Source organism: Vibrio sp. 1-Bac 57 (assembly GCF_037546855.1).
Classification (GTDB): Bacteria; Pseudomonadota; Gammaproteobacteria; order Enterobacterales; family Psychromonadaceae; genus Psychromonas.
Genome location: NZ_JALAAC010000017.1, coordinates 55,156 through 79,345, shown reverse-complemented (window position 1 = coordinate 79,345; position 24,190 = coordinate 55,156). Strand labels below are relative to the sequence as shown.

General features: G+C 36.6%; 24 protein-coding genes and 6 tRNA genes. 15 read left to right on the top strand and 15 right to left on the bottom strand.

Annotated features, from left to right (window positions below):
• Window positions 1-67: 67 nt before the first annotated feature.
• On the bottom strand, window positions 68-1,513 hold the full coding sequence (gene bepA / locus MT391_RS12450) for a beta-barrel assembly-enhancing protease (RefSeq protein WP_499498311.1): 1,446 nt from the start codon (window positions 1,511-1,513) through the stop codon (window positions 68-70).
• 247 nt (window positions 1,514-1,760) lie between these two features.
• On the opposite strand from bepA, the gene MT391_RS12445 reads away from it, so the two are divergent.
• From MT391_RS12445 to MT391_RS12430, 4 genes are all read left to right on the top strand, one after another.
• Window positions 1,761-1,967, top strand: a complete 207-nt coding sequence (locus MT391_RS12445) for a sulfurtransferase TusA family protein (protein WP_166370585.1) — start codon at window positions 1,761-1,763, stop codon at window positions 1,965-1,967.
• Between the two features lie 132 nt (window positions 1,968-2,099).
• Window positions 2,100-3,197, top strand: a complete 1,098-nt coding sequence (locus MT391_RS12440; protein WP_166370583.1) for an AI-2E family transporter — start codon at window positions 2,100-2,102, stop codon at window positions 3,195-3,197.
• Between the two features lie 138 nt (window positions 3,198-3,335).
• Complete coding sequence (gene bcp / locus MT391_RS12435) at window positions 3,336-3,800, top strand: thioredoxin-dependent thiol peroxidase (RefSeq protein WP_166370581.1); 465 nt, start codon at window positions 3,336-3,338, stop codon at window positions 3,798-3,800.
• Window positions 3,801-4,067: 267 nt separating this feature from the next.
• Window positions 4,068-5,954, top strand: a complete 1,887-nt coding sequence (locus MT391_RS12430) for a methyl-accepting chemotaxis protein (RefSeq protein WP_166370579.1) — start codon at window positions 4,068-4,070, stop codon at window positions 5,952-5,954.
• A gap of 208 nt (window positions 5,955-6,162) precedes the next feature.
• Here the strand turns inward: MT391_RS12430 and uspE are convergent, their stop codons facing one another.
• From uspE to ccoN, 10 genes are all read right to left on the bottom strand, one after another.
• Window positions 6,163-7,101 (bottom strand): universal stress protein UspE, encoded by a 939-nt coding sequence (uspE, locus tag MT391_RS12425; protein ID WP_166370577.1) that lies wholly within the window; start codon window positions 7,099-7,101, stop codon window positions 6,163-6,165.
• A gap of 143 nt (window positions 7,102-7,244) precedes the next feature.
• Window positions 7,245-7,976 carry an FNR family transcription factor gene (locus MT391_RS12420; protein WP_499442478.1) on the bottom strand — a complete coding sequence of 244 codons (732 nt, stop codon included), beginning with the start codon at window positions 7,974-7,976 and terminating at the stop codon, window positions 7,245-7,247.
• A 140-nt stretch (window positions 7,977-8,116) separates the two neighbouring features.
• Complete coding sequence (locus tag MT391_RS12415; protein ID WP_499498334.1) at window positions 8,117-8,794, bottom strand: sulfite exporter TauE/SafE family protein; 678 nt, start codon at window positions 8,792-8,794, stop codon at window positions 8,117-8,119.
• Window positions 8,784-9,071, bottom strand: coding sequence for a cbb3-type cytochrome oxidase assembly protein CcoS (gene ccoS / locus MT391_RS12410; RefSeq protein WP_499498309.1), 288 nt, complete (start codon window positions 9,069-9,071; stop codon window positions 8,784-8,786). Before ccoS ends, MT391_RS12415 begins: the two co-directional genes overlap by 11 nt.
• The gene (locus MT391_RS12405) at window positions 9,068-11,494 is read right to left on the bottom strand and encodes a heavy metal translocating P-type ATPase (RefSeq protein ID WP_499498308.1); all 2,427 of its coding nucleotides are present in this window, start codon (window positions 11,492-11,494) and stop codon (window positions 9,068-9,070) included. Before MT391_RS12405 ends, ccoS begins: the two co-directional genes overlap by 4 nt.
• A 1-nt stretch (window position 11,495) precedes the next feature.
• Window positions 11,496-11,972 carry a FixH family protein gene (locus MT391_RS12400; RefSeq protein ID WP_299665565.1) on the bottom strand — a complete coding sequence of 159 codons (477 nt, stop codon included), beginning with the start codon at window positions 11,970-11,972 and terminating at the stop codon, window positions 11,496-11,498.
• A gap of 139 nt (window positions 11,973-12,111) precedes the next feature.
• Window positions 12,112-13,068, bottom strand: coding sequence for a cytochrome-c oxidase, cbb3-type subunit III (gene ccoP, locus MT391_RS12395; RefSeq protein WP_299665567.1), 957 nt, complete (start codon window positions 13,066-13,068; stop codon window positions 12,112-12,114).
• Window positions 13,068-13,259: a cbb3-type cytochrome oxidase subunit 3 gene (locus MT391_RS12390; protein WP_028870405.1), complete on the bottom strand. Its 192-nt coding sequence runs from the start codon at window positions 13,257-13,259 to the stop codon at window positions 13,068-13,070. Before MT391_RS12390 ends, ccoP begins: the two co-directional genes overlap by 1 nt.
• Before the next feature lie 45 nt (window positions 13,260-13,304).
• Window positions 13,305-13,907, bottom strand: coding sequence for a cytochrome-c oxidase, cbb3-type subunit II (gene ccoO / locus MT391_RS12385; protein ID WP_166370565.1), 603 nt, complete (start codon window positions 13,905-13,907; stop codon window positions 13,305-13,307).
• 12 nt (window positions 13,908-13,919) lie between these two features.
• Complete coding sequence (gene ccoN, locus MT391_RS12380; protein ID WP_166370563.1) at window positions 13,920-15,350, bottom strand: cytochrome-c oxidase, cbb3-type subunit I; 1,431 nt, start codon at window positions 15,348-15,350, stop codon at window positions 13,920-13,922.
• Between the two features lie 220 nt (window positions 15,351-15,570).
• Between ccoN and MT391_RS12375 the strand changes: the two genes are divergently transcribed.
• Window positions 15,571-16,062 carry a hypothetical protein gene (locus tag MT391_RS12375; RefSeq protein WP_499442488.1) on the top strand — a complete coding sequence of 164 codons (492 nt, stop codon included), beginning with the start codon at window positions 15,571-15,573 and terminating at the stop codon, window positions 16,060-16,062.
• A gap of 212 nt (window positions 16,063-16,274) precedes the next feature.
• Here MT391_RS12375 and MT391_RS12370 read toward each other — a convergent pair whose 3' ends face one another.
• The 4 genes from MT391_RS12370 to MT391_RS12355 form a co-directional block, all read right to left on the bottom strand.
• Window positions 16,275-16,718: a DoxX family protein gene (locus tag MT391_RS12370; RefSeq protein WP_166370559.1), complete on the bottom strand. Its 444-nt coding sequence runs from the start codon at window positions 16,716-16,718 to the stop codon at window positions 16,275-16,277.
• The gene (locus MT391_RS12365; protein ID WP_499498306.1) at window positions 16,715-17,518 is read right to left on the bottom strand and encodes an HvfC/BufC N-terminal domain-containing protein; all 804 of its coding nucleotides are present in this window, start codon (window positions 17,516-17,518) and stop codon (window positions 16,715-16,717) included. The genes MT391_RS12370 and MT391_RS12365 overlap by 4 nt, the downstream gene beginning before the upstream one ends.
• Complete coding sequence (bufB, locus tag MT391_RS12360) at window positions 17,511-18,341, bottom strand: MNIO family bufferin maturase (RefSeq protein ID WP_499498304.1); 831 nt, start codon at window positions 18,339-18,341, stop codon at window positions 17,511-17,513. Before bufB ends, MT391_RS12365 begins: the two co-directional genes overlap by 8 nt.
• A 144-nt stretch (window positions 18,342-18,485) precedes the next feature.
• Window positions 18,486-18,746 carry a BufA1 family periplasmic bufferin-type metallophore gene (locus tag MT391_RS12355; RefSeq protein WP_166370553.1) on the bottom strand — a complete coding sequence of 87 codons (261 nt, stop codon included), beginning with the start codon at window positions 18,744-18,746 and terminating at the stop codon, window positions 18,486-18,488.
• 208 nt (window positions 18,747-18,954) lie between these two features.
• Between MT391_RS12355 and MT391_RS12350 the strand changes: the two genes are divergently transcribed.
• From MT391_RS12350 to upp, 10 genes are all read left to right on the top strand, one after another.
• Entirely contained in the window at window positions 18,955-19,518 is a 564-nt protein-coding gene (locus tag MT391_RS12350) for a sigma-70 family RNA polymerase sigma factor (protein WP_166370551.1), read from the top strand.
• Window positions 19,511-20,269 (top strand): DUF3379 family protein, encoded by a 759-nt coding sequence (locus MT391_RS12345; protein ID WP_499498303.1) that lies wholly within the window; start codon window positions 19,511-19,513, stop codon window positions 20,267-20,269. The genes MT391_RS12350 and MT391_RS12345 overlap by 8 nt, the downstream gene beginning before the upstream one ends.
• A gap of 371 nt (window positions 20,270-20,640) precedes the next feature.
• A tRNA-Asn gene (locus MT391_RS12340) sits at window positions 20,641-20,716 on the top strand.
• A 67-nt stretch (window positions 20,717-20,783) separates the two neighbouring features.
• Window positions 20,784-20,859 (top strand) — tRNA-Asn (locus MT391_RS12335).
• 67 nt (window positions 20,860-20,926) lie between these two features.
• Window positions 20,927-21,002: transfer RNA gene (locus MT391_RS12330), tRNA-Asn, on the top strand.
• 64 nt (window positions 21,003-21,066) lie between these two features.
• A tRNA-Asn gene (locus tag MT391_RS12325) sits at window positions 21,067-21,142 on the top strand.
• 82 nt (window positions 21,143-21,224) lie between these two features.
• A tRNA-Tyr gene (locus MT391_RS12320) sits at window positions 21,225-21,313 on the top strand.
• 90 nt (window positions 21,314-21,403) lie between these two features.
• Window positions 21,404-21,490, top strand: a tRNA-OTHER gene (locus MT391_RS12315).
• Window positions 21,491-22,125: 635 nt separating this feature from the next.
• Window positions 22,126-23,343 carry an ammonium transporter gene (locus MT391_RS12310; protein WP_499498302.1) on the top strand — a complete coding sequence of 406 codons (1,218 nt, stop codon included), beginning with the start codon at window positions 22,126-22,128 and terminating at the stop codon, window positions 23,341-23,343.
• Window positions 23,344-23,529: 186 nt separating this feature from the next.
• Window positions 23,530-24,156 (top strand): uracil phosphoribosyltransferase, encoded by a 627-nt coding sequence (gene upp / locus MT391_RS12305; protein ID WP_166370545.1) that lies wholly within the window; start codon window positions 23,530-23,532, stop codon window positions 24,154-24,156.
• Window positions 24,157-24,190 lie beyond the last annotated feature (34 nt).

Genomic DNA, 24,190 nt, shown 5'->3' with positions numbered 1-24,190 from the left:
GCTACATTGGATAACAATTAACCCCACCTCTTATTATTTTAATCTAAGATTTGAAAAAGTTGATGAGTTACTGTTGCAGTTCCTGTAATCGAATATCATCACGTCTGAACTCTTCAATTTTGGCGCTATAACGTGCTTGATCCAGCTTATTGTCTGCATAAGCTAATGCGCTACCCATTTGTTGTGACGCCTCTCTAAAACGGCCTAATAACGCGAGATATTCTGCTCGCATAGCATGCTCCTTTGATTTGTTTAACATTTTTTTGTAAAGAGTAATGGCTATCTTATGAGCGAGGACATGTTTAGGATGAGAACGTACAAAGAACTCTAATTTCTTTTCAGCTAATACATATTGTTGATCTTGCTGCAAAGCAATGACTAAGTTGAGCAGGATAACTTCATTACCTGACAAATTATTATCGTATGACATCAATAATTGTATTGCATCTTTTTCCTTATTGGTTGCTAAGGCAATATCTGCTGCTAAATCGATATAAAATAGATTATTAATATCATCATTCAACAACTTCTGATTAATTTCCTGTGCTTTGTCATAATCTTTGTTTTTAAAATAAGCCAATGCTAAACCATACTCTGCAGCCTGTTTAAGTTGATACTTGTGGTTTTGTAACTCACCTTGATACTTGTTAATTAAAACCGGAGCATTCAGGCGATAATACCTGACAAAGATGCGTGCCTTACTTAGCTGATAATTCAAGCTGTTATTGATATTTGTTTTTTTTAATTGGCTAGCGCGTAAACGTGCTTCGGACAAGCGAGCTTCTGGTAAAGGGTGAGTTGATAGCATTTGTGGAGGTAGACTTGCATATTTATACTTTTCAGCCAATTTACCAAAAAAATCAGCCATTCCATAGGGATCGTAACCCGCTGCGGCGAGGGTTTGAATACCGATCCGATCCGCTTCAAACTCATTTTGGCGAGTATAGTTAATTTGGCTTTGCATGTTGATGGCCATTGTCGATGTTAATGCGGCGATACCTGCGGCGGGAGAGACTAAAGCGAGTAAAATAGAACCCGCCATGGCGGCCATAGAAGCGGGGTTGCTAATCGATTGTTGCTCTAACATTCGTGCTAAATGGCGTTGTGTAATATGCGCTACTTCATGTGCAATTACGCTGGCAAGTTCACTTTCCGTTGCTGCATAGAGGAATAACCCTGTATTGATTTTTACATTTCCGCCTAAAAAAGCGGCTGCATTAATTTCATCATCCTCGACTAGAAAGAATTTAAAGGGGAGCTTTACTGAATCTGCGTTGGCCACAATATTTTGCCCAAGCGTTGCAATATAATTATTTAAAACTGGATCATCAATAATGGGTAATGATTGGTTTGCCATCATATTAAAAGCCCAACCATACTGTTTTTCTTTTTCGATAGTGAGCACACCAGAGCCAACCGTTCCTATTTCAGGTAGGTCATTGTTGGCTAGGCTATTAGGAGACAGGCATAAGAGAAAAAAACACACCGCAAATAGTTTTAATTTGTAAAGCATTCTTTACTCCAGTTTATTTTATTTATTTAAAAGTTATTTAAATTAGCCTATTACAACATTCTCGATATCAAAGATGTTGATAGCATCATATCATCCAACTCGATTAATGGGTGCCTTACACATTAAAAAAGAGGGCTCTCATTATTTTACAAGCAACCTATTTTGTTTTTTCCTGAGTATTTATTGGCAACTATTTAAATTAACAAGATGGTACAATTAATGTTTTATAACGTTATAAGTTACTTCTATGTACTGTTTAGATTTACGTAATATACGTTGTCCATTAGCATTAGTTTTATTAAAGCAAACTTTAATTAAGACTGAGCATTCAGTGGACATTAAAATTCTTTTCTCTAACCAAGCTGCAATGCAAGATCTACGATTATATTTGGATAAAAAAAACTATTGCTATAGCTGCGATCAAACTACATTATTAGTTAAGTTGAGTGATTAATCGTACTTGCACATGTTAGATAACTTGTGGCTTGTTTTAAGCTCTGCGATTCAGGTTATTTTTAAAGCGCATCACCAGTGTCTATTACTCTGTAAAATGACACCTTGTAATTAATATAAGGATCAATATTGAATGTTTATGCAACTATTTCAATGGTATAAGACACGTTTCTCTGACCCCAATTTAAGTGTTTTGTTCCTTTTATTACTGTTTTCTTTTATCGTCATCTACCTTTTCGGGAATATACTGACTCCGTTATTTGTGGCGATTGTCTTGGCTTATTTATTAGATTGGCCTGTTACTCATTTAATGCGTTTCAAAATCAATAGAACATTAGCGACCTTGATAGTGATGGTGTTATTTATTTCAGTTGCTATGTTTGCTTTTTTGGGGGTGTTACCGACTATATTCAAACAAGGCGCCGCCTTTATTCGTGATTTACCGACCATGTTAAACCAGGGACAGGCTTATATTTTAACGTTGCCAACGCAATATCCCGAAGCTATTGATCCGGTGACTATTACGCATATTATTGGCACTATAAAAAGTTATTTATTAGAGCGTGGTGGGTTTCTCCTATCTCAATCATTTGCGTCTTTATTAGATATTGCCGCACTGTTAGTTTATGCCATTTTAGTACCATTAATGATGCTATTTATGCTTAAGGATAAAAACCAATTAATTAAAAGTAGCACGCGTTTCTTGCCTAAAAATCGCAAATTAGCTGCACAAGTCTGGTCGGAAATGAATGGTCAAATAATGAATTATATTCGCGGTAAAATAACCGAGATCTTGATCGTTGGAGTCGCGACTTATTTTACCTTTTTTATTATGGACTTAAGATACTCTGCTTTATTAGCGTTATTGGTCGGACTTTCGGTGCTCATTCCTTATATCGGTGCGGCAGCGGTTACAGTGCCTGTTGCAGTGGTGGCTCTATTCCAATGGGGGATCTCTCCTGAATTTGCCTATTTGATGATAGCCTATGGCATTATTCAAGCGCTTGATGGTAACTTAATTGTACCGATTCTATTTTCAGAGGCGGTTAACTTACACCCTGTTGTGATTATTATTTCTGTACTTATTTTTGGTGGGTTATGGGGATTCTGGGGAGTGTTTTTTGCTATTCCTTTAGCCACATTAGTTAAAGCGGTTTTAAATGCATGGCCGAACACGCAAACTGAAATAGAAGAAGGTTTATCTCTTGAATCGTCAACAATTATTAAATAAATGTTAAAGAATATGAATAACTTGCCGCTAAGCTAGTGCAGGCAAAAAGTGTTTCTTATTCAAATATTTAAATCGATAGAAATAAAGAATAATAAATAGAAAAATTAAAATTAATCATTAGTTTACAAGGAAAATTGTATGTTAGAAATCGGTAGCAGCGCGCCAAATTTTTCATTACCAGATCAGAATAATTCAATTGTTAATTTAAGTGATTATCTTGGTAAAAAAGTGTTGGTGTATTTTTATCCTAGAGCATCAACACCTGGCTGTACGACACAAGCTTGTGCCTTAAGAGATAGTAAAGATGAGCTAACGGATTTAAATGTTGTGGTATTAGGTATCAGCCCTGACACGCCCAAAAAATTAACAAACTTTATCAATAAACAATCGCTAAACTTTACCTTACTTGGCGATGAAGATCATAGCACCTGTGAAGACTATGGTGTTTGGCAGTTGAAGAAGTTTATGGGTAGAGAGAATATGGGCGTAGTGAGAACATCATTCTTAATCGACGAACAGGGAAATCTTGAGCATATCTTCAACAAGTTTAAAACTAAAGACCATCACGAAGTTGTCCTCAACTATTTAAATTCAAAAGCATAAGTCAGTTACTTAAATTCTAAATATGAAGTAAGCAACGTGTCATTATTTGTGTTGCTGCTTTAAGTAGCAGTTCAAATAAATAGTTAAGCAGTGACTTAAACAATTATCTCAACACTAAAGCCATAAATAATTATTTATGGCTTTAGTGTTATTAGTAGGGGCGTATTTACTGGTTTATTCTAATCTGCAAAGCATCTAAAAAACTATTCAATCCATAAAATTATAATTATATGAAGAGTCACTCGTAAAACTCTTCAGGGAAAAAGCATGACTGTAAAAGCTAAAATGTTGTTGTTAATAGGGTTGCTATTTGCAACTTCAATATTATTGGTATCGGGGGTTGGTTTTAATAATTTCAAATCATCTTCTACGGAAAATTATATTGCTAAACTCGATAATCAATCGTTTTTAATTTCTAAAGCCGTCGAACAAAAAATGGAACGTTATTTTGATGTGCTAAATTTGATCGCGAATGATATTGAAATTGATGAAACAGGGTTACTCGATATAGATAAGACAGTTTCAACGTTACATCTGATGAAAAAGAATCTAGGGGTGCTTGAAGCTTACGTTGCGACTAAGGATGCAAAAACTTATTCCGATGCAGCCGATGGTTTGATTGAAGGGTTTAACGCAAAAGAACAAAAGCGTGAATGGTACCTTCGTGCATTTAATGGCGAAGAAAAAATTATTACTACACCCTATATGAGTAACTTTGGCGGTGCAGTGATGGCATTAGTGGTGCCTGTAAAACGTAATGGAAAAATAATAGGGGCATTATGCGTTGATATTGGTATTAATCAGGTGACCGATTTCATTAAAAAATTAACTCCTGAGAATAATATTTTTGTTAGTCGTGAAGATGGTTACTTATTGGCGGCAAAAGATAGTGAGTTAATTGGGAAAAATATATATCACATTCGTCCTTCTTATCAAGAATTTAAAAATGATCGCGTAAGCCACCATGATTATAGTTTTGAAGGCGCTGAGTATGACGTAGCCGCAACACGTATTGAAGGTATGAACTGGACAGTTTGGGCATGGAGTAGTTGGGATAATATCAATGAAGCATCGAATGATAATCTTGCAACCAGTTTATGGATGGCATTAGCTTTTATCATTATTTCTCTATATAGCATTTATCTCATTATTATTAAGTTAATGTATCGTCCTATTGGTGGAGAACCTGCTGATATCGAAGCGATTGTACAAAAAATAGCGAGTGGCGATCTAAAATCAATTACCCCTGCTAATGGCCAAGAAACAGGTGTATATAGAGCCGTATTAACCATGGTAAGTAGCCTGAAGGGAATTATTGAAAATATTAATCTCTCATCAGGACAGCTTAATAGTGTGTCAACTATGATGTCAGAGTCGGCTTTGAGTGTTAATAGCAGTTCAGAGTCGCAGATGGTGCAATTAGAGCAAACATCCACGGCGATGAATGAAATGACGGTTACAGTTGATGAAGTAGCACGTAACGCTTTGCAAGCTTCTTCAGCTGCTGATGAAGCAAATCATCAATCTACCCAAGGCATTAACGTTGTGCTTGATATGAATACTGATATTTCAACCTTAGTTAGCGGTATTACCAGCGTGCAACAGGTGATGACTAAATTAGAAGGTGAAATTGATGATATTGGCAGTATTATTGAGGTTATACGTAGTATTTCTGATCAAACTAACTTATTAGCGTTAAATGCAGCCATTGAAGCGGCAAGAGCCGGTGAGCATGGGCGAGGGTTTGCCGTGGTAGCTGATGAGGTTAGAAGCCTTGCAAATAGAACACAGGAAAGCACTACAGAAATTCAAGCGATGATAAGTAGCTTACAAAATGAGTCTAAAAACTCAGTTGAGTTGATGCAAGTGAACGTGAATAATGCGCAGATGACGGCTGAGAAATCACAACAAGCGAATAATGCTTTAGAGCAAATACGCCAAGCGATTTCAGTGATTCAAGATATGAATAATCAAATTGCTACTTCTGCAGAAGAACAAACCTTGGTAGCCGGTGATATAAACGAGAGTATTGTTGAAATAAATGATATTGCTAAAGTCACTTTTGAAGGTTCTGCGAATAATAGTAAAAGATCTGAAGAGTTATCAACCATTGCTACGGTATTGAGCAAGTCAGTTGAAGTATTTAAAATCTAGGCGATCTTATTTAACGTAAAAGATCCTAGAAAAAATAAAGCCCAACAAGCGAAAATTTTGTTGGGCTTTATATTTGCGATTTATTGCAGTTAGTTTTTAATTTAATTAGCTGTTTAAATACTAACGATGACTATCAACTATCAACTTCGACGACTACTAATTATTGTCAGTCAACAGTGCAATTTCAGACCTAAAAGTCTAGTCATGCTTATTCAAGTTTGATTGGACTAACAAAACCTTCTGGTTTAAGTGCTAGTAAGTCACAGTCTAATTTATCAATTACTTGTTCTGCGGTATTGCCGAGTAATGTTAATCCTAAACCTGAGCGGCCCACAGTGCCTAAAATAACTAATTCTGCTTTAATATCACAGGCAACAGAGCTGATCACATCTTCTGGTAAACCTTGATGCAAGTGGATATTTTTTTCATCTACTTGGTATTTTCGAGCATAATCACTCAAGGTTTGTTGATGGAATTTTTTTAATCCATCTTCATAATGAATAGGATCAAATTCAGGTAGCTCCATCATAATATTCATAGGAGGGCTTGGGTAAGCATTAACTACATGAATATTTGAATTGATCATCGCTGCAATGTCATTCGCTTCACTTAAAATTGTTTCATTAAGATCATGGTGCTCGGTATCTTGAATACTTTTACAGTCAATAGCACATAAAATTTTACCATTTTCAGGCCATGATTTAGCTTTAACTAATAAAAGTGGTACTGGGCATTTACGTAATAAATTCCAATCCGTCGGCGTGAATAAAATAGCACTAAGACGAGAGTGAGGGTGTGTTGATTTAATTAATAAATCATAACCTTCTTTTAATATTGATTGAATTGCTGCTTGGAAAGGTCGGTTATGCCAGTGTACCTGGCAACCAATGCTTAATCCTTGTTCACGATAAGGCGCAGCTAGCGTTTCTAACCATTCTCTGTTGTCACGTATAACAAGCGACTGCATGGCATGTCGTTCTTCCATGGAGCTTAAAGAGGTCATTTCATAGGTAAGGTCATAGCAACATAGGAATAATGTTATTTTTGCATTTTTTCCTTTTTGTGCAATTTCGACTGCACGTTGCAATGCGGGTTGTTGCTCTTGAGTTGGATCTATATAAACTAAAATATTACGGTATTTGAGCATGTTAGCCTCCGAGATTTAATAAATCACTTAACTCTAATTTAGAACAAATGGAGGCAAACATATAGTGATATTAGCCAGAAAAATCAAATTAAATCAGTTTCTGGCTATTTAAAATTGGAAATGGAGGAGATGTTAAATTTATGTTATTGGCCTGCTAACTCAGCGAGTTGCGGTTCATCTAATATTGTGATGTATTTACCTTTAACTGCAATCATGCCATTTTTTTGGAAACGACCTAACAAGCGACTGATAGTTTCTACAGTTAACCCTAAGTAGTTACCAATATCGCCACGTGTCATTGATAATCTAAATTCTCTTGGAGAGAAACCGCGAGCAGAATAACGCACTGATAAATTATGAATGAATGAAGCTAATCTTTCTTCTGCATTTTTCTTCGAAAGCAGTAAGATCATATTTTGATCGCCAACGATTTCATTACTCATTAAACGCAAGATTTGTTGTCTTAGTTTAGGCATCGTCGTTGATAAATCATCTAGCGTATCGTAAGGTATTTCGCATATCATTGCCGTTTCAAGAGCTTGTGCAAAACTTGGATGACTACCAGAACTAATACCATCAAAACCTACTAAATCTCCAGCTAAATGAAAAGCCGTAATTTGCTCATCGCCTTGTTCAGTAATTGTGTAAGATTTTAAAGTCCCTGAGCGAATGGCATATAAACACTTCATATCTTCGCCAGCTTTAAAAATTTCTTGTCCTTTTTGAATCGGTTTTTTACGTTCTATAATGTCATCTAAACGATCTAATTCAGACTCATTAAGAGAGTAGGGAATGCATAGCTGACTAATACTACAATCTTGACAATGTATTGAACTACCAGCGGCTTGTACTCGACCTGAGTTATTTTTTTCCATATTCCACTCTTAAATTTGTTGATTTCAATCAATTATAACATCTTATAGCGGTTATTATAAAGTGACTTTGAATACCTAAAGCTACATAAAGGCTTGTCTTAATCGATGCTGTGATGAATCTCTACCTAATTCGATGCAGATTAACTTAATTGTTTGTAGGCAATATACAGTGTTTGTAAGGCAAATAGGGCAAGTATAAGCCCGCTGCTATACCTAAACCATTGCTTGTTGAGGATCGTTTTTAATCGATGACTTAATGAGCCAACTAACATCATGGCTGGTAAAGTACCAAGGCCAAAACCTAGCATTATTAAAAAGCCATTGACGGCATCCGCAGTACTGATTGCCCAGACCAAAGTAGAATAAACTAAACCACAAGGTAGCCAACCCCACAAAAAACCCAGAGGAAATGCTAAAAGAGGGTGCTTAAGAGGTAAAAAATATTGTGCCAGCGGTTTAATGAAACGCCATATTAATTGCCCTGCTCTTTCTACAATTATCAGTCCATTCCATAGGCGTGCAATATAACATGCCAGTAATAACATCATTATTGCCGCAAAGATGCGCAGATAAATAAGTGATTCTTTACCACCCATCCAGATGATGAGGACACTACTACTTGCAGCAAAGATAAAACCAGCAATAGAATAACTGCTAATGCGGCCTAAGTTATACAAGAGTAATGATAACAATCCATTTTTTTGTGTAGGACTGATTGAAAAGCTTAAGGCACTAGCAATACCTGAGCACATACCGATACAGTGTCCTGCCCCTAAAACTCCAATTAAGAAGGCGCTGAAAAAGTCATTAACGAGCATCGGAAGGTTTACCACTTTTTTTCTTCGCCGTACTTATCGTTGCGCTTATCGTTGTATTCATTGGCGTGTTGTTTTCAGTACTCTGTTCACTATTTTCTGTATCAGTAAGGTCTGCTTGTGGAGTTTTACTCGGGGTCATATCCTCATCAAAAAGAATATTTACACCTTCTCTATCTAAATCATCATATTGATTAGATTTTACTGCCCAAAAAAAGACCAGTACAGCGATTGCAACAAAGATCATGGCAATCGGTATCAACACATAAATTATACTCATTTTAGTAACCTTAAAGAGTTGCTCACTACAATTAGAGAGCTAAAGGACATACCTAACACTGCTACATAGGGGGGAACTAAGCCCATGATGGCAAGTGGAACAATAATAATATTGTAGCCGATTGCCCAACCGAGATTTTCTTTAATAATGGTTGTCGTTTTTTTAGCGTTCGTTGTTAATAAGCTTATCTTCTGTAAATCTGAGCCGAGTAGGATCACATCTGCACTATTTTTTGCAATATCAGTACCACTAGCAAGCGCAACTGAAACATGCGCGCCAGCTAATACCGGAGCATCGTTGATTCCATCGCCAATCATCATTACTGGTTGTGATTGTTGTAATGTTTGAATATAAGCTAATTTTTGTTGTGGGCTGACCCCCTTTACAACATGTTTAATATTTAACTGCTTAGCTACTTCTTCACTTTTGTTAGAAATGTCACCGGTTAACAAGGTGACATCTAAATGTTTTTGTTGGCAAAAATTTATTAACCCAGCCGCAGAATCTCGTAATTGATCTCCCAACTCAAATATCGCTGCTAATTGGTCATCAATAGTTAAATAAATTAATAACTCTTGGCTCGATAATGCATGCTCTACTTTACAAAACTTAGCATGACCTAACTTAATATTATGTACTTCTTGTAGCTGGCTCCAAGTTGCTTGCATACCTTGGCTTGGCATATTTTTAATGTTGTTTAGTGACAATTTCTGACTTTGTAATTGTGTAAAAGCAATCGCGATAGGGTGTTCTGAATTAGCTTCTAAATTAGCTGCTAAATCGATACATATTTGTTGTTGATTAACCGATTTTGGAAAGCACTTATGATTGAGGGTATGGGTATTTAAGAGTTTAAAGTTACCCTGTGTCAATGTGCCCGTTTTATCCAATACAACATGTTTAATATTATTAACCGTTTCTAACACATGGTGCTGTTTGATGAGAATGCCATGTTTGTTTAATTGAGCTGTAGCACAGGTCAGTGCAGTGGGGGTCGCGAGCGATAATGCACAGGGGCAGGTTGCTACTAAGACTGATAAGGTGATCCAAAAAGCTTGTTCTGAATCAATGATACTCCAGCCAATATAAGTGAGTGTAGCGGTCACTAACAATGCACCAACAAAATAACGAGACACTGTGTCTGCCATTACTTCAATACGTGGTTTACACAATTGAGCACTATTTTGTAATGCTATGATGTCAGAAATAAGTGTGTTGTTACCGACTTTAATTACTTCAATGGTCAGAATGCCGTTGATATTAACCGTACCAGCATAAACATTATCCTGTGACTTTTTAAATACAGGTAAATGCTCACCAGTTAACATGGATTCTTCGATGTTACTCTGTCCATCAATAATTTTTCCATCAATAGCAATCGTTTCTCCAGGCTTAACTAATATATGTTGCCCTGGTTGTAACGTCTTCGCGGGTATTAATTGTTGTATCGCCTCGCCATTATTTGTTTCTAATAATGTCGCCATGGCGGGTAACAAACGCAATAAGTTACTGCTGGTTTCTGATGCTTTACGACGCGCCCTTAACTCTAGTAGTCGCCCCAATAAGAGTAAAAAAGTAAACATAGAAACAGATTCAAAATAAACCTCTCCACGGCCCATAATTGTTGCATAACCAGACGCGCTATAAGCACCTAACAATGCAATTGAAATAGGAATATCCATGCCCAATGTTTTATTACGAATATTACGCCATGCATTGGCGTAGAAAGGTTGAGCACTGTATAACAGAACGGGGGTCGCTAAAATAAAACTTACCCATCTAAAATAGTGAATAAATTCTTCTTCCATACCGGAAAAAAAGTCCGCATATAAAGCAATCGCAAACATCATTACTTGCATGGTAGCTAAGCCCGCAAGACCTAAACGACGTAAATAAGACTTTACTTGTTGAGTATAAAAAAGTTCTTGCTGATTGACTTGGAAGGGGTACGCTTTATAACCAATTTTTTGGATTTGTTGTAAAATTTTACTTAAAACAAGTTGTTCATTATCCCATCGAATAACTGCACGATTTAAGGTGGTATTCACATTGACAAAAACCAGCCCGGGTAAAAAACGAAGTTGTTTTTCAATTAACCAAGCACAGGCTGCACAACTTATACCTTCTATGGTTAGGGTTATTTCAGTGCTTGACCCCGTTGATTTTGTAAAGTCCGATTGAATTTGTTCAATATCATAATGTTCGAGCTGTTGTAGCTCTTCAGGGATCAGTGATTCCCCTTTACTTGCTACTTCTGTTCTGTGTTCATAATAAGAGCTCAACCCACTGTCAACAATGGTTTGTGCTACAGCTTCACAGCCGGGACAGCACATTTTTTGTTGTACGCCGTTAATGGTTACCTTGAAAGGCGTATTGTTTGGGTTAGGCTCTCCACAGTGAAAGCACTGACTGACACTTTGCATTTTATAGTGCTATTTTAGCATTTGGAAATTTTACTGACTTTTGCAAGCGCCATTTTTTATCAAAAGGCTCTAAGCGTAGTGTCCACTTACCATCTAACGCTTGATCGGTTTCAAAGTGATAACTACCATCAGCGGCCGCTGTAAGCATGGTTATTTTATCGCGCTTAGCTTGGGTTGAATGAAAGAGTGAAAAGCTGATTGATGTATTACTGTCTAAACCAGTTAAGGTAATTAATAATCCATCTTGTTGCTGTTCGACAATAGCAGATATGCCCAACTCTTTGGCTTTTTTAAGTAAACTTAAATCGGCATTGATTGCTTTACCTGTTTTGTAGTAATCATCGATAACCATTTCAGGCTTATTGTCAGAGGCAATCATTAGTGTACTGATCCCGGCAACAACCGCTGCCAATGGTAAAATAATTAAAAACCAAGGCCAAAATTGTTTAAACCAAGATTTTTTTTCTTTTGTTTGCATGGTTGTTCCTGTTATTAAAAAAGGGGGACTTGATGGGCGATAATCTAGCATTTACAGTAAATTTTAGCTATAAAAAAGCCTCGATAAAACGAGGCTTTTTATTTTATTAACCTAGTTTATAGGTTAATTTGTTGTCTATTTATTTATTAGATAAAGAGTAAACAAAAGCAGAGATAAGATGTACTTTATCTTCACCTAGTACTTCACCCCATGCTGGCATCACACCATTTCGACCATTACGAATAGTATCTTCAACAGCTTTACGTGAACCACCGTACAACCAAATTTTATCGGTTAGGTTAGGTGCTCCGAATGCTTGACCACCCGTACCATCTGCACCATGACATGCTGCACAAACAACAAAACGTTCTTTACCAGCTTGCGCATCAAGATCATTTACACGACGACCACTTAGTTGTAATACATAAGTAGCAACTTCTTTAACGCCATCTTCACCTAAGATATCTTTCCAAGCAACCATCACACCATTACGACCATGCATTAGTGTTTGTTTGATAGTAAGCGCTTCACCACCATATAACCAATCATTATCAGTTAAGTTAGGAAAACCTTTACCACCACGGGCATCTGAACCATGGCATTGGGCACAGTTTTGTAAGAATAAACGTTGTCCTACTTTTACTGCTTCAGGATCTTGAGCGATTAATTCAATATCTTTATAAGTATCAGCATCGGTATAAACTAATTTTTTAAAAACTTCACCGTACTTTATCTCAGCTTCATTCATTTCACGCTGGTACTGTGAATGTGATGTCGCAGCTGCTTCTGCCGATTCTTCTTTTGATTTAACACTTTGCTCAGAACTTGACCAACCTAATAAACCATTCCAATTAGCGGTATAACTTGGGAAAGCGAATGAATAAATCAGCGCGATAACAATCGTAAACCAAAATAGACCAACCCACCATTTAGGCAGTGGATTATTAAGTTCTTGAATACCATCAAAGGTATGAGGCATTGGATCGCCTTCTTTAACGCCTGTATTATTTTTATTCGCTGCTCTCAGAAGAACTGCACAACCGATAATGACAGTTAACGTGATCGCAGAGATCCATATTGTCCAAAAAATGCTCATTATTTTTTAGCTCCTGTATGTTCGCTTGAGGTGCTTTCATACTGTTTTGAGTCCAGATCATCTTCAAAAATAGAATTACCCATTTCTTCAAATGTCTGTTTTTGTTTTTTACTGTATGCCCATAAAATCAACGCAACGAAAATAATAATTAAGAATAATGTATATAGTCCGTTAAATGTTGCAAAATCCATATAGCCTCCAGTAGCCGAAGTGCCTATTGCTAGGCACTATTTTTATTATTTAAATGCATGACCTAGTGATTGTAAGTATGCAATTAATGCCTGCATTTCAGTTTTACCCTCAACAGCAGCTTTAGCACCAGCAATATCATCATCAGTATAAGGCACACTAAAATGGTCTTTAAATATAGACAGTTTTGCAGCGGTATCTTCACCCGTTAACAAATTAGTTGCTAACCATGGGAAGCCAGGCATATTTGATTGAGGCACTACATCTCGAGGATTCAGTAAGTGAACTTCATGCCACGCATCTGAATAACGACCACCAACACGTGCTAAGTCAGGACCAGTACGTTTAGAACCCCATAAGAATGGATGTTCCCAAACATGCTCACCAGCCATACTGTAGTGACCGTAACGTTCAGTCTCAGCACGGAAGGGGCGAATCATTTGGCTATGACACACATGACAGCCTTCACGGATATAAATATCACGACCTTCCATCTCTAAAGCGGTGTAAGGACGTAAAGTATCCACAGGCTCATTGGTTTCTTTTTGGAATATTAACGGTGTAATTTGAGCTAAACCACCAAAGCTAATCGCGATGATGATAAAAATAGCTAATAAACCAACGTTTTTTTCTATAAATTCATGTTTCATTAGTAACTCCCTCTAACCTAGTTCTTGAGGCTTGATAGAGCCTTCTTCAGCAGAAACTGTTTTGTATGTATTGTAAGCCATAATAAACATACCAGTTAAGAAGATCGCACCACCTACAAAGCGGATTGTATAGAACGGGTAAGATTTTTCTAATGATTCTACGAAGGTATAAGTTAAGGTACCGTCTTCATTAACAGCACGCCACATTAACCCTTGCATTACACCAGAGATCCACATTGCAACAATGTATAAAACAGTACCGATAGTTGCTAACCAGAAATGTAAGTTAACTAGTGCAGTGCTATACATGCCTTTTTGACCGAATAATCGAGGAACCAAGTGGTAAATTGAACCAATTGATACCATTGCAACCCAGCCAAGCGCACCTGAATGTACATGACCAATTGTCCAGTCAGTATAATGTGATAAGGCATTAACTGTTTTAATTGCCATCATTGGACCTTCAAAGGTAGACATACCATAGAAAGATAATGAAACAACTAAGAAACGTAAAATAGGGTCTGTACGTAATTTATGCCACGCGCCTGATAGCGTCATAATACCATTGATCATGCCACCCCAAGATGGAGCGAATAAGATCAGTGACATCACCATACCTAATGATTGTGCCCAATCTGGTAAAGCAGTGTAATGAAGGTGGTGTGGACCAGCCCAAATATAAACTGCAATCAATGCCCAAAAGTGGATGATCGATAAGCGGTATGAATAAACAGGGCGGTTAGCTTGTTTCGGTACGAAGTAATACATCATACCTAGGAAGCCTGCCGTTAATAAGAAACCTACGGCATTATGACCGTACCACCACTGCACCATGGCGTCTACTGCACCTGCATAGACAGAGTATGATTTCATTGATGACATAGAAACAGGAATTGCCATACTATTAACAATATGCAATACCGCAACGGTTAGAATGAATGCACCAAAGAACCAGTTAGCAACGTAAATATGCGAGGTTTTACGTATTGCCATGGTGCCAAAAAATACAGTGGCATACACAACCCAAATAGCTGTGATAAGCAAATCGATTGGCCACTCTAGTTCTGCATATTCTTTAGAAGTTGTGTAGCCTAACGGTAAAGAAATAGCAGCTGATAATATAACTAACTGCCATCCCCAGAACACAATTGAGGCTAACGGACCACCAAACAATCTTGTTTGACAGGTACGTTGTACAACGTAAAAAGAAGTTGCCATTAACGCAGACGTACCAAATGCAAAGATAACTGCATTAGTATGAAGGGGACGTAAACGACTATAAGTAAGCCAAGGAGTATCAAAGTTTAAAGCTGGCCATATAAGTTGGGCTGCAATAAGCACCCCGACACTCATGCCCACGATACCCCAGAGAATGGTAGTAAGTGTAAACTGACGAACAACTTTCATGTTGTAGTCAGGTTGAATATTGGTTGCGGTTGTCATTGTGTTGATTCCATGCATGTATTTACAATGTACGTTCGTTATGACGTAAAAATAAGTATTCAATATAAAAATTTTAAAATATCACTTAAAACATCTATATTTGGCGGGAAGTTTACGCGACAATTAAAAAAATGAACAGATTTGCATTGCTTTAATGTTAATAAAATTACTGGATATGTTAAAAAATGCGCGTTAACCACTATTTTTACAAGGAATTGCAATGTTAACAAAAAGCAGATTGATTCAATTAGTTATTATGCTTAGCTTACTAATTGGTTTATTTATATGGAGAACCATTGAACTATCACCTGTTATTGAAAAAAATCAGGAAGAGAGTGTGCAGAGCGATAAGGTTGAAGAGGTTTTGTGTGATTTCTCTGAGCCCTGTGTTTTTAATTCTCTGTGGGGGGCGTTCAGTTTATCTGTAGAGGGCGGGAAGATTATCCCTGAGCAGTGGTTCCACTTAACTCTAGAAAGCAAGGTTGAAAACTGGCAGGTAAGCAGTGCTAAAATAATAGGTAAAACCATGTTTATGGGTAAGATACCTATCAAATTTACTGAAGTGACTAATATAGCAGGTAAACAACAATCGACGGGAAAAAGCATGTTAGGTGTTTGTACTGAAGATAAAATGCTATGGCGACTTGACATAGTAGTTGAGGTTAATGGTCAGCCGGTTAATTTATATTACGATTTTTTAATTGTGAAATGATGGCATCTATTGTGCGAATTTAGAAATGAATTACTTTCAGTAATAAATATTATCACTCTACTTGTAAAAGGCCTTGTCAGAAACAAGCTCGAATATCTGTACAAGGCCGCTACAAACATTACCTTACGTTATGTATGTAGCTTTAATTATTAAAACGAGTGTGCTTCTAATAATTAAAACGCCGGCGCATGTTCAAAGGCTTGATGGCCTTATTAAGCGTTCGCTTTTTTCTTTAATAAATAATCTAATGAAATATTACCTGCTCCCCACATAACATTCATCAAAATAAGTGCGCCCCAGAATTGATGGTCAAAGAATCCTCCCTCCCAGATCACTGGGTAAGAAATCACTGCCACGATGTTGAATACAAATAAAATAGCGGCCATTGGGCGTGTTAACAAACCTAGCACCAAAAATACTGGTAATATTAATTCTGCAGCAGTGCCAAGATAAGCGGCTAATTCCCAAGGAATAATGGGCACTTGATATTCTTCTTCAAATAAATACAGGGTACTGTCCCAAGTGGTAAACTTTAAATAGCCTGACTTGAAAAATACGCTGGCTACCCATAAACGTGCTGCAAGTAATACTAAGGGTTGTATATATTGCAGCAATGCTTGCACGCTTTGCTGATAATAATTAATTAATGTATTCATTGGTTCTCCTTAACTTTAACGATACTAAAATCACTGATTAAATTGGCTGTTATTAAATAATTTAATTGTTCCTGTAAAGTACTTGGCTGTAATGCCCCAAGTAGCACTTTCTGTTGTAGTTGTTGTATTAATTGCCATTGCTGCTCGGATAGCTCAGTTACTTTTATAGTAAAGTTAGGTTCTTTTTCTAATAATAAGTAACACGGTTGATCTAAATTCGTTGCTTCAACATTGTTATTAATGAGCATTTGATACAACAAGTTTATATTTTGTGAACTCTCAAAAATTAGGCAATGCGATGGAATTGAAAATTGTATGTATTCAAAGTCATCGGGATTAACTTGTTGTAGTGATTGCAGATCAAACTCAATCGGTTGTTGTACTGTTTTTTGGCATTGCTCATATAACCATTCAAATTTTGCCATTTCTGCGACGTAAGGCATGTCTGCTAGCTGTGTTAAATTTGATAAGTAAAATGGAAATTGTTCGCCGTAAACAATGATGTTATTAATCGCCGGTGGTTGCCGTAAAATAAATTGTCTCGCGACACTGTCAAAAAAATCTGCGCCAACTAATTGCTCGGTATACTTGAACGTACTTTTTAAACTTTCGGTTACACTCATCACAAAATTGTTGCGGTGAATTTGTAGTAATTGTTGAGATGTAAAACCTTGTTTTTCTTTAAGTTGCAACGCGATATCAGATTCTTGATACAACAGACTTTGACTAAATTGTTGTTGTAACTGTTTAAGGTTTAAAGAAGAGGGGGCAAGGTTGTCTTGATTAGGAGGTTTAATCATGAGTAACCTCTCTTAAGAATTGGTTGGCTTTATCTCTTTCACCTAATAGTACAGAAAGGGCTGGTAATTCAGCATCCCATTCAATTAAAGTGACTGCATTCTTGATTTTATCAATATTTGCAGAGTACAGCTGCCACACTGGATCACTGATTAATTTGCTGTGCGTATCAATTAATATCTCACCTTCTGCAAATTGTTTACGTATATGCCCTGCAAGGTGGATTTCTTGTACTTTATTAAAGTTAATTTCATCTAAGTACTGTTGTGCTGAAAAATTATTATTGGTTGCACTGACGTAAACATTATTGATATCAAGTAACAGCCCACAACCTGTACGTTCACTAATTTCATTAAGAAAAGTTGCTTCATCATAATCAGTATTTTTATACTCTAAATATGACGATGGGTTTTCTACGATTATTTGTGTTTGTAAATGATCTTGAACCTGATTGATATTGGTAATAAAACGAGACAGCGCTTCTTTTGTGTAAGGGACAGGCAGTAGATCATTAAAATAGGTCCCTTGCCATGAACTCCAACTTAAGTGGTCTGATATTAAAAAAGGATTAAATTCTGCTACTAGTGTTTTTAATTGTTTTAAATGATCTTTAGAGACAGCCTCTGCACTACCTAAGGAAAGTCCGATTCCATGAAAACTAAGTGGATACTGTTCACTTAATTGTTGTAAATAAAAGTAATTCAGCGAATTTTTATCAAAGTAATTTTCGCTGTGGACCTCTAAAAAGTCTATGACAGGCGACGTTTGGTGTATCTCTTGATAGTGTTCAGCTCTTAAACCTATGCCTACATTGGTTATACTCATATTATTCACATAAACCCTTGTAAAAAATTAATACTACTCACTTCCTTTCAGAGTAGTATTAATGGCAGCTTTTTATTGTCAAAAAATAAAGTGAACAATCAAAATTAGCTGAAATGACTGGTTTAACTTGATGAAGTGCTATTATTAACCTTCAATTGGTTTTAAGCTACCACCTGATAATTTATCACATAAACCTTTTGGCACTGCGATGAACGCATCGCCTTGGTTATCTACTTTAGATGTGCCAGCACAAGAGCTTGATTTAGTTGCACAGTCATTTTGACCCGCTGCAGCAACGCCATAGCACTTTTCTTTACCTGCCGCCATCGCTGGAGAAGAAACTAGCGTACCGATAGCTAGAATAGAAGAAACTGTTGCTGCCAATGCTATATTTGATTTTTTCATAATGTAGATCCTTTATATTTAATGTAAAAATGCACGCATTGCGTGATTTAATGATGTGTCCAATAATAGATACCGACTTTAAGTAAAAAAAATTTCAAAAATAATAAAATTAATTTATAAACATTCAATGTTAGCTATGTCGTCGATAGTTTTATGCACAAGCATAAAGTTAAAGAGTGTAGGACTAAATCAGTAATTAAGGAAACAAATGAATTTTTTTACATCAAAACGAAATAAAAGTTCATCGTCGACGGTCTATAAGGATATGGACAGAAAACAAAAAAGATATGAATCATTAGTGAATGTATATAGTGCAGATTTGTACCGTTATGCATTTTGGATTTGCCGAGATCCTGAGGTTGCTCAAGATCTAGTGCAAGAGACTTGCCTGCGAGCATGGAAAAGTATAGATAGCTTATTAGATGATAAATCAGCTAAAGCGTGGTTGTTTACGATTTTAAGACGAGAAAATGCAAGACGTTTTGAGCGAAAACAACTGGCTTTAGTCGATATTGATGATTATGAAATAGCAGCAGAAGAAAATAGTAGTCCCTATGATAAAGAGTTAATTCAGCAAAAAATTGCAGCTTTGCCATCAGACTATAAAGAACCATTACTATTACAGCTGATAGCTGGTTTTACCGCTGAAGAAATAGCTATTCAATTGGACTTAAATAAAAATACTGTCCTAACACGGTTATTTAGAGCAAAAAACTTGCTCAAAACCAACCTAAAAGTAGAAATTAATAATAACGGAGAAGCGCATGGATGATATTTTATTCCGGCACTCAGCGATAGCGACACCTAACGATAAAAGCGATGCATTTTTATCTCGAGCTGCAGCTTCTGATAGTGCTAAAAACTTGGTTGAAGAATCAAAAGCCTTTGATAAATTCTTGAAAGATAGTTTGCAAGTTGATGTACCAAGTGATCTCACTGATAAAATCTTACTAGAACAAAGTTTTGCTCTAGAACATGATAAAACGGTCAGTGCTCGTTGGCATATTGCTATCGCAGCATCAATCGCGTTTGTGATCGGTATTAGTGTGCCAATGATGGGACAATTAACGAACTCGCCTGCGGTTGTTAATACCGCGAGTACGGTGCCATTAGTAAAGCCACATTCAGATATTGGTAGTGTTGCGTTACAACATGTCAAACAAGAGTATTTTTTAACTGCAAAAGCAAATGAAAATGCCACCTTACAAACAGTCAATGCCAAATTAGCCGTATATGGTGCTAAAGCGATGGATAATTTTGGTGAAGTATTATTTGTTAACTATTGTAGTTTTGAAGGGACTTCAGCTTTACATATGATATTAAAAGGTGAAAAAGGACGCGTTACTGTTTTTGTGGTTCCTGAAGATGCTGGGTTTAAGCCTTCCTCTTCATTTAAAGATCAACACTTAAAAGGGATTTCAGAGCATATCGGTAAGGCAAGCCTTGTTATCGTTGGTGAACCAGATGAGCCGCTTGAAGTAATGAAAGAGAAGTTAGCTGGCAGTATTAAGTGGGATATTTAATTTGCTTTAATTATGAGCGAAAAAGGGCTAATTAACAAATAACGAACATTGGTTGCTTGATTTATCAGCAACCAATTTTTTTATCACCCTTTTTTGTTGACATGCGGAAACGCAAAAAATATACTGCGCCCGTCTTTAACGAGACTGAAAAAATAAATCTTAGTTACACTATCAATTAACAAATCAATTGATATGATAGCAAGTTGAAATTAAAACTCATCGTTGGTTTAGTTAGTAAGAACGATAGAGGCACTGTTAATTAGTTTTTAAATTTTACAGTAAAAAAATCACTATTCCTCTTTGGTTCGGTTAGTAGAACTATAGAGACACTGTTAATCTGTATTTATATTTTTCAGTGAGAAAATTACAATTCCTCTTTAGCTCAGTTGGTAGAGCAACGGACTGTTAATCCGTGTGTCGCTGGTTCAAGCCCAGCAAGAGGAGCCACATTTAGTTAAGCCTTCGAGTTTAACAAGTCTACAAGTTGTAAAACTTGGTGACTTAAAAAGTTAATTCCTCTTTAGCTCAGTTGGTAGAGCAACGGACTGTTAATCCGTGTGTCGCTGGTTCAAGCCCAGCAAGAGGAGCCACATTTAGTTAAGCCTTCGAGTTTAACAAGTCTACAAGTTGTAAAACTTGGTGACTTAAAAAGTTAATTCCTCTTTAGCTCAGTTGGTAGAGCAACGGACTGTTAATCCGTGTGTCGCTGGTTCAAGCCCAGCAAGAGGAGCCACATTTAGTTAAGCCTTCGAGTTTAACAAGTCTACAAGTAAAACTTGGTGATTTAAAAAGTTAATTCCTCTTTAGCTCAGTTGGTAGAGCAACGGACTGTTAATCCGTGTGTCGCTGGTTCAAGCCCAGCAAGAGGAGCCACATTAAAAAGCCTGAACATTATTGTTCAGGCTTTTTTTTGGCTAAAATTAATAGCTTGTCTAATAGACTGGTAAAAAACAATTCCTCTTTAACTCAGTTGGTAGAGCAACGGACTGTCCTGTTTATAAAATATAGCGTGTGTCGCTGGTTCAAGCCCAGCAAGAGGAGCCACATTAAAAAGCCTGAACATTCACACACATTGTTCGGGCTTTTTTTTACCTAAAATTTATGATCTACTTATACATTAGCAAAATAAGGAATTCCTCTTTAGCTCAGTTGGCAGAGCAACGGACGGTCCTGTTTATAAGGGATAGCGTGTGTCGTTGGTTCAAATCCAGTAAGAAGGAGCAACTTTAAAAAAGCTATAGTTGTATTGTTTGAAGTCCAGCCATATAGGCTATATTTGGTGAGCTTCAAATGTAATAAACCTCAGGCAGTCATACTTGGCGACTTAAAAAGTTAGCCCTTCTTTATCTCAGTGCTCGCTCTATAAAGACTCGTATTTAGGTTTTTTAGTGAGAAATTTACAGCTCATTTTTAACTCCGTGGATAACAAAATGTGAGCGCTGTTATTTGGTGCGGAAATACTTAATTTTTTCATCCCTCAATTTAATCTGGCTGCATGTTGATGCCTTTAAAATTGCACTGCAATAATTGCAATTTTATTGGTGATTTAATGGCATTACGCTCAGTATTGACTGCTAAGCACTATTGATAAAATTTCTAAGCTAATAAACACTAATATTTAGCATGAATAGTCTAAATTCTATGAGTTGATATTATTTATTTAATATAAATTTAAGCGAAGTAAATGTCTTATTTTTATAAATTTCGTTATTTAGCTGTTTTTTTATTCTATTTTTATCACTAATATTGATTTATGGTTAAAGAAACAGCGAATATAGCCATAAAAATATGTTAACTAGCTGGCTGATCGGTTAAGGTTCTGTTGAATTTTTTTAAGGGCTTTAGAGAGGGATTTTATGGAGTCAGTACAAAACCATGTTACTGCATTAATTAGTAGTGCAGATACATTATTCATATTATTAGGCGCAATCATGGTATTTGCCATGCATGCGGGGTTTGCTTTTTTAGAAGTAGGCACCGTGCGCCATAAAAACCAAGTTAATGCCTTGGTTAAAATCATGTCTGACTTCGGCGTGTCTGCGCTAGTCTATTTCTTTTTTGGTTATTGGCTCGCTTATGGGGTGACATTTTTTGATGGCGCTGCTGTTTTAGCTGAAAACAATGGTTATGAACTCGTTAAATTTTTCTTTCTAATGACTTTTGCGGCAGCTATACCGGCTATTATTTCGGGTGGTGTTGCAGAACGTGCCAAATTTAATCCAATGTTAATTGCAGCGGCTCTTTGTGTCGGTCTTGTTTATCCTTTCTTTGAAGGTTTAATGTGGAACGGTAATTACGGTTTTCAAGATTGGTTAGCAGCTAATTTTGGTGCAGCTTTCCATGATTTTGCTGGTTCGATTGTTGTGCATGCTGTTGGAGGATGGATTGCTTTTGCTGCTATTATTGTTTTAGGTAGCCGTAATGGTCGTTACCGTAATGGCAAAGTAGTGGCTTTTGCACCATCTAACATTCCATTGTTGGCATTAGGTGCTTGGATATTATCTATTGGTTGGTTTGGTTTTAATGTTATGTCAGCTCAGGCAATTGAAGGTATTAGCGGTTTAGTTGCAATGAACTCTTTAATGGCAATGGTCGGCGGTATTATTAGCTCATTGGTAATTGGTAAAAAGGACCCAGGTTTCATTCACAATGGTCCCTTAGCTGGCTTAGTCGCAGTTTGTGCCGGTTCGGATTTAATGCATCCTATTGGTGCTTTAATGACGGGATTAGTCGCTGGTGGTTTGTTTGTATGGCTATTTACTTATGTGCAAAGTAAATTTTCAAGTTTTGATGATGTCTTAGGTGTATGGCCTTTACATGGTATTTGCGGGTTATGGGGTGGTATCGCTGCGGGGATATTTGGCCTTGAAAGCTTCGGTGGTTTAGGTGGGGTAACCTTTATGAGCCAATTTATTGGATCTATTGCTGGTGTTATTTTTGCGGTTACGGGGGGCTTTATTGTTTATAAAGTGGTGAATACAATCATGCCGGTACGCCTTAGTGAAGAAGATGAATTTAATGGCGCAGATGTTGCCATTCATAAAATCGGTGCCACTAACCTGAATAATAATTAATTATATGATTATCAATCAAAAGGCTAAGAAGTGATTCTTAGCCTTTTTTTTAAATTTTTTATTCTTTATCTTTTATTTTTTAAAACAACTGCGCATTTTCAATTTATAATGACGCAAAACATTATCCTAATATATTGAGCTGTTATTATCAGCCAATTTTAAATTTTACCCTTTTGGAGAAATATCATGAAAGTAGTTGAAGTAAAACATCCCCTTATCCAACATAAATTAGGTTTATTACGCGAAGCGGATATTAGCACCAAACGTTTTCGTGAGTTAGCTCGTGAAGTTGCCAGTTTATTAACCTATGAAGCAACTAAAGACTTAGAGCTAGAAACAGTGACAATCCAAGGTTGGGAAGGTGAGTTAGAAGTTCAACAAATTGCAGGTAAAAAAGTTACTGTTGTGCCTATCTTACGTGCTGGTTTAGGTATGATGGATGGGGTTTTAGATTATATTCCAAGTGCTAAAGTAAGTGTGGTGGGTATTTATCGTGATGAAGAAACGTTAGAGCCTGTTCCTTATTTTCAAAAATTGGTAAGCCAAATTGATCAACGTTTAGCATTAGTCGTTGATCCAATGCTAGCAACGGGTGGTTCAATGATCTCTACATTGGATCTTATCAAAGAAAGTGGTTGTACTAATATTAAAGTATTAATTTTAGTTGCCGCACCAGAAGGTCTAAAAGCACTGGAAGAAAAACACCCTGATATTGAAGTTTACACGGCTTCTATAGATTCTCATCTTAACGATCATGGTTACATCGTACCTGGTCTAGGTGATGCGGGTGATAAAATATTTGGTACCAAATAGTCATAATCACGCCTTATAAAATATGAGCATGTTC

Excerpts from the sequence above, each read along its gene's own strand:
- MT391_RS12370 (WP_166370559.1), bottom strand. The coding sequence starts at position 16,718 with ATGAATACATTAATTAATTATTATCAGCAAAGCGTGCAAGCATTGCTG.
- MT391_RS12365 (WP_499498306.1), bottom strand. The coding sequence starts at position 17,518 with ATGATTAAACCTCCTAATCAAGACAACCTTGCCCCCTCTTCTTTAAAC.
- bufB (WP_499498304.1), bottom strand. The coding sequence starts at position 18,341 with ATGAGTATAACCAATGTAGGCATAGGTTTAAGAGCTGAACACTATCAA.
- MT391_RS12405 (WP_499498308.1), bottom strand. The coding sequence starts at position 11,494 with ATGCAAAGTGTCAGTCAGTGCTTTCACTGTGGAGAGCCTAACCCAAAC.
- bepA (WP_499498311.1), bottom strand. The coding sequence starts at position 1,513 with ATGCTTTACAAATTAAAACTATTTGCGGTGTGTTTTTTTCTCTTATGC.
- MT391_RS12345 (WP_499498303.1), top strand. The coding sequence starts at position 19,511 with ATGGATGATATTTTATTCCGGCACTCAGCGATAGCGACACCTAACGAT.
- MT391_RS12415 (WP_499498334.1), bottom strand. The coding sequence starts at position 8,794 with ATGCTCGTTAATGACTTTTTCAGCGCCTTCTTAATTGGAGTTTTAGGG.
- MT391_RS12440 (WP_166370583.1), top strand. The coding sequence starts at position 2,100 with ATGTTTATGCAACTATTTCAATGGTATAAGACACGTTTCTCTGACCCC.
- upp (WP_166370545.1), top strand. The coding sequence starts at position 23,530 with ATGAAAGTAGTTGAAGTAAAACATCCCCTTATCCAACATAAATTAGGT.
- uspE (WP_166370577.1), bottom strand. The coding sequence starts at position 7,101 with ATGCTCAAATACCGTAATATTTTAGTTTATATAGATCCAACTCAAGAG.
- MT391_RS12445 (WP_166370585.1), top strand. The coding sequence starts at position 1,761 with ATGTACTGTTTAGATTTACGTAATATACGTTGTCCATTAGCATTAGTT.
- ccoO (WP_166370565.1), bottom strand. The coding sequence starts at position 13,907 with ATGAAACATGAATTTATAGAAAAAAACGTTGGTTTATTAGCTATTTTT.
- MT391_RS12390 (WP_028870405.1), bottom strand. The coding sequence starts at position 13,259 with ATGGATTTTGCAACATTTAACGGACTATATACATTATTCTTAATTATT.
- MT391_RS12420 (WP_499442478.1), bottom strand. The coding sequence starts at position 7,976 with ATGGAAAAAAATAACTCAGGTCGAGTACAAGCCGCTGGTAGTTCAATA.
- MT391_RS12430 (WP_166370579.1), top strand. The coding sequence starts at position 4,068 with ATGACTGTAAAAGCTAAAATGTTGTTGTTAATAGGGTTGCTATTTGCA.
- MT391_RS12310 (WP_499498302.1), top strand. The coding sequence starts at position 22,126 with ATGGAGTCAGTACAAAACCATGTTACTGCATTAATTAGTAGTGCAGAT.
- MT391_RS12400 (WP_299665565.1), bottom strand. The coding sequence starts at position 11,972 with ATGCAAACAAAAGAAAAAAAATCTTGGTTTAAACAATTTTGGCCTTGG.
- MT391_RS12375 (WP_499442488.1), top strand. The coding sequence starts at position 15,571 with ATGTTAACAAAAAGCAGATTGATTCAATTAGTTATTATGCTTAGCTTA.
- MT391_RS12350 (WP_166370551.1), top strand. The coding sequence starts at position 18,955 with ATGAATTTTTTTACATCAAAACGAAATAAAAGTTCATCGTCGACGGTC.
- bcp (WP_166370581.1), top strand. The coding sequence starts at position 3,336 with ATGTTAGAAATCGGTAGCAGCGCGCCAAATTTTTCATTACCAGATCAG.
- ccoS (WP_499498309.1), bottom strand. The coding sequence starts at position 9,071 with ATGAGTATAATTTATGTGTTGATACCGATTGCCATGATCTTTGTTGCA.
- ccoP (WP_299665567.1), bottom strand. The coding sequence starts at position 13,068 with ATGAGCATTTTTTGGACAATATGGATCTCTGCGATCACGTTAACTGTC.
- ccoN (WP_166370563.1), bottom strand. The coding sequence starts at position 15,350 with ATGACAACCGCAACCAATATTCAACCTGACTACAACATGAAAGTTGTT.
- MT391_RS12355 (WP_166370553.1), bottom strand. The coding sequence starts at position 18,746 with ATGAAAAAATCAAATATAGCATTGGCAGCAACAGTTTCTTCTATTCTA.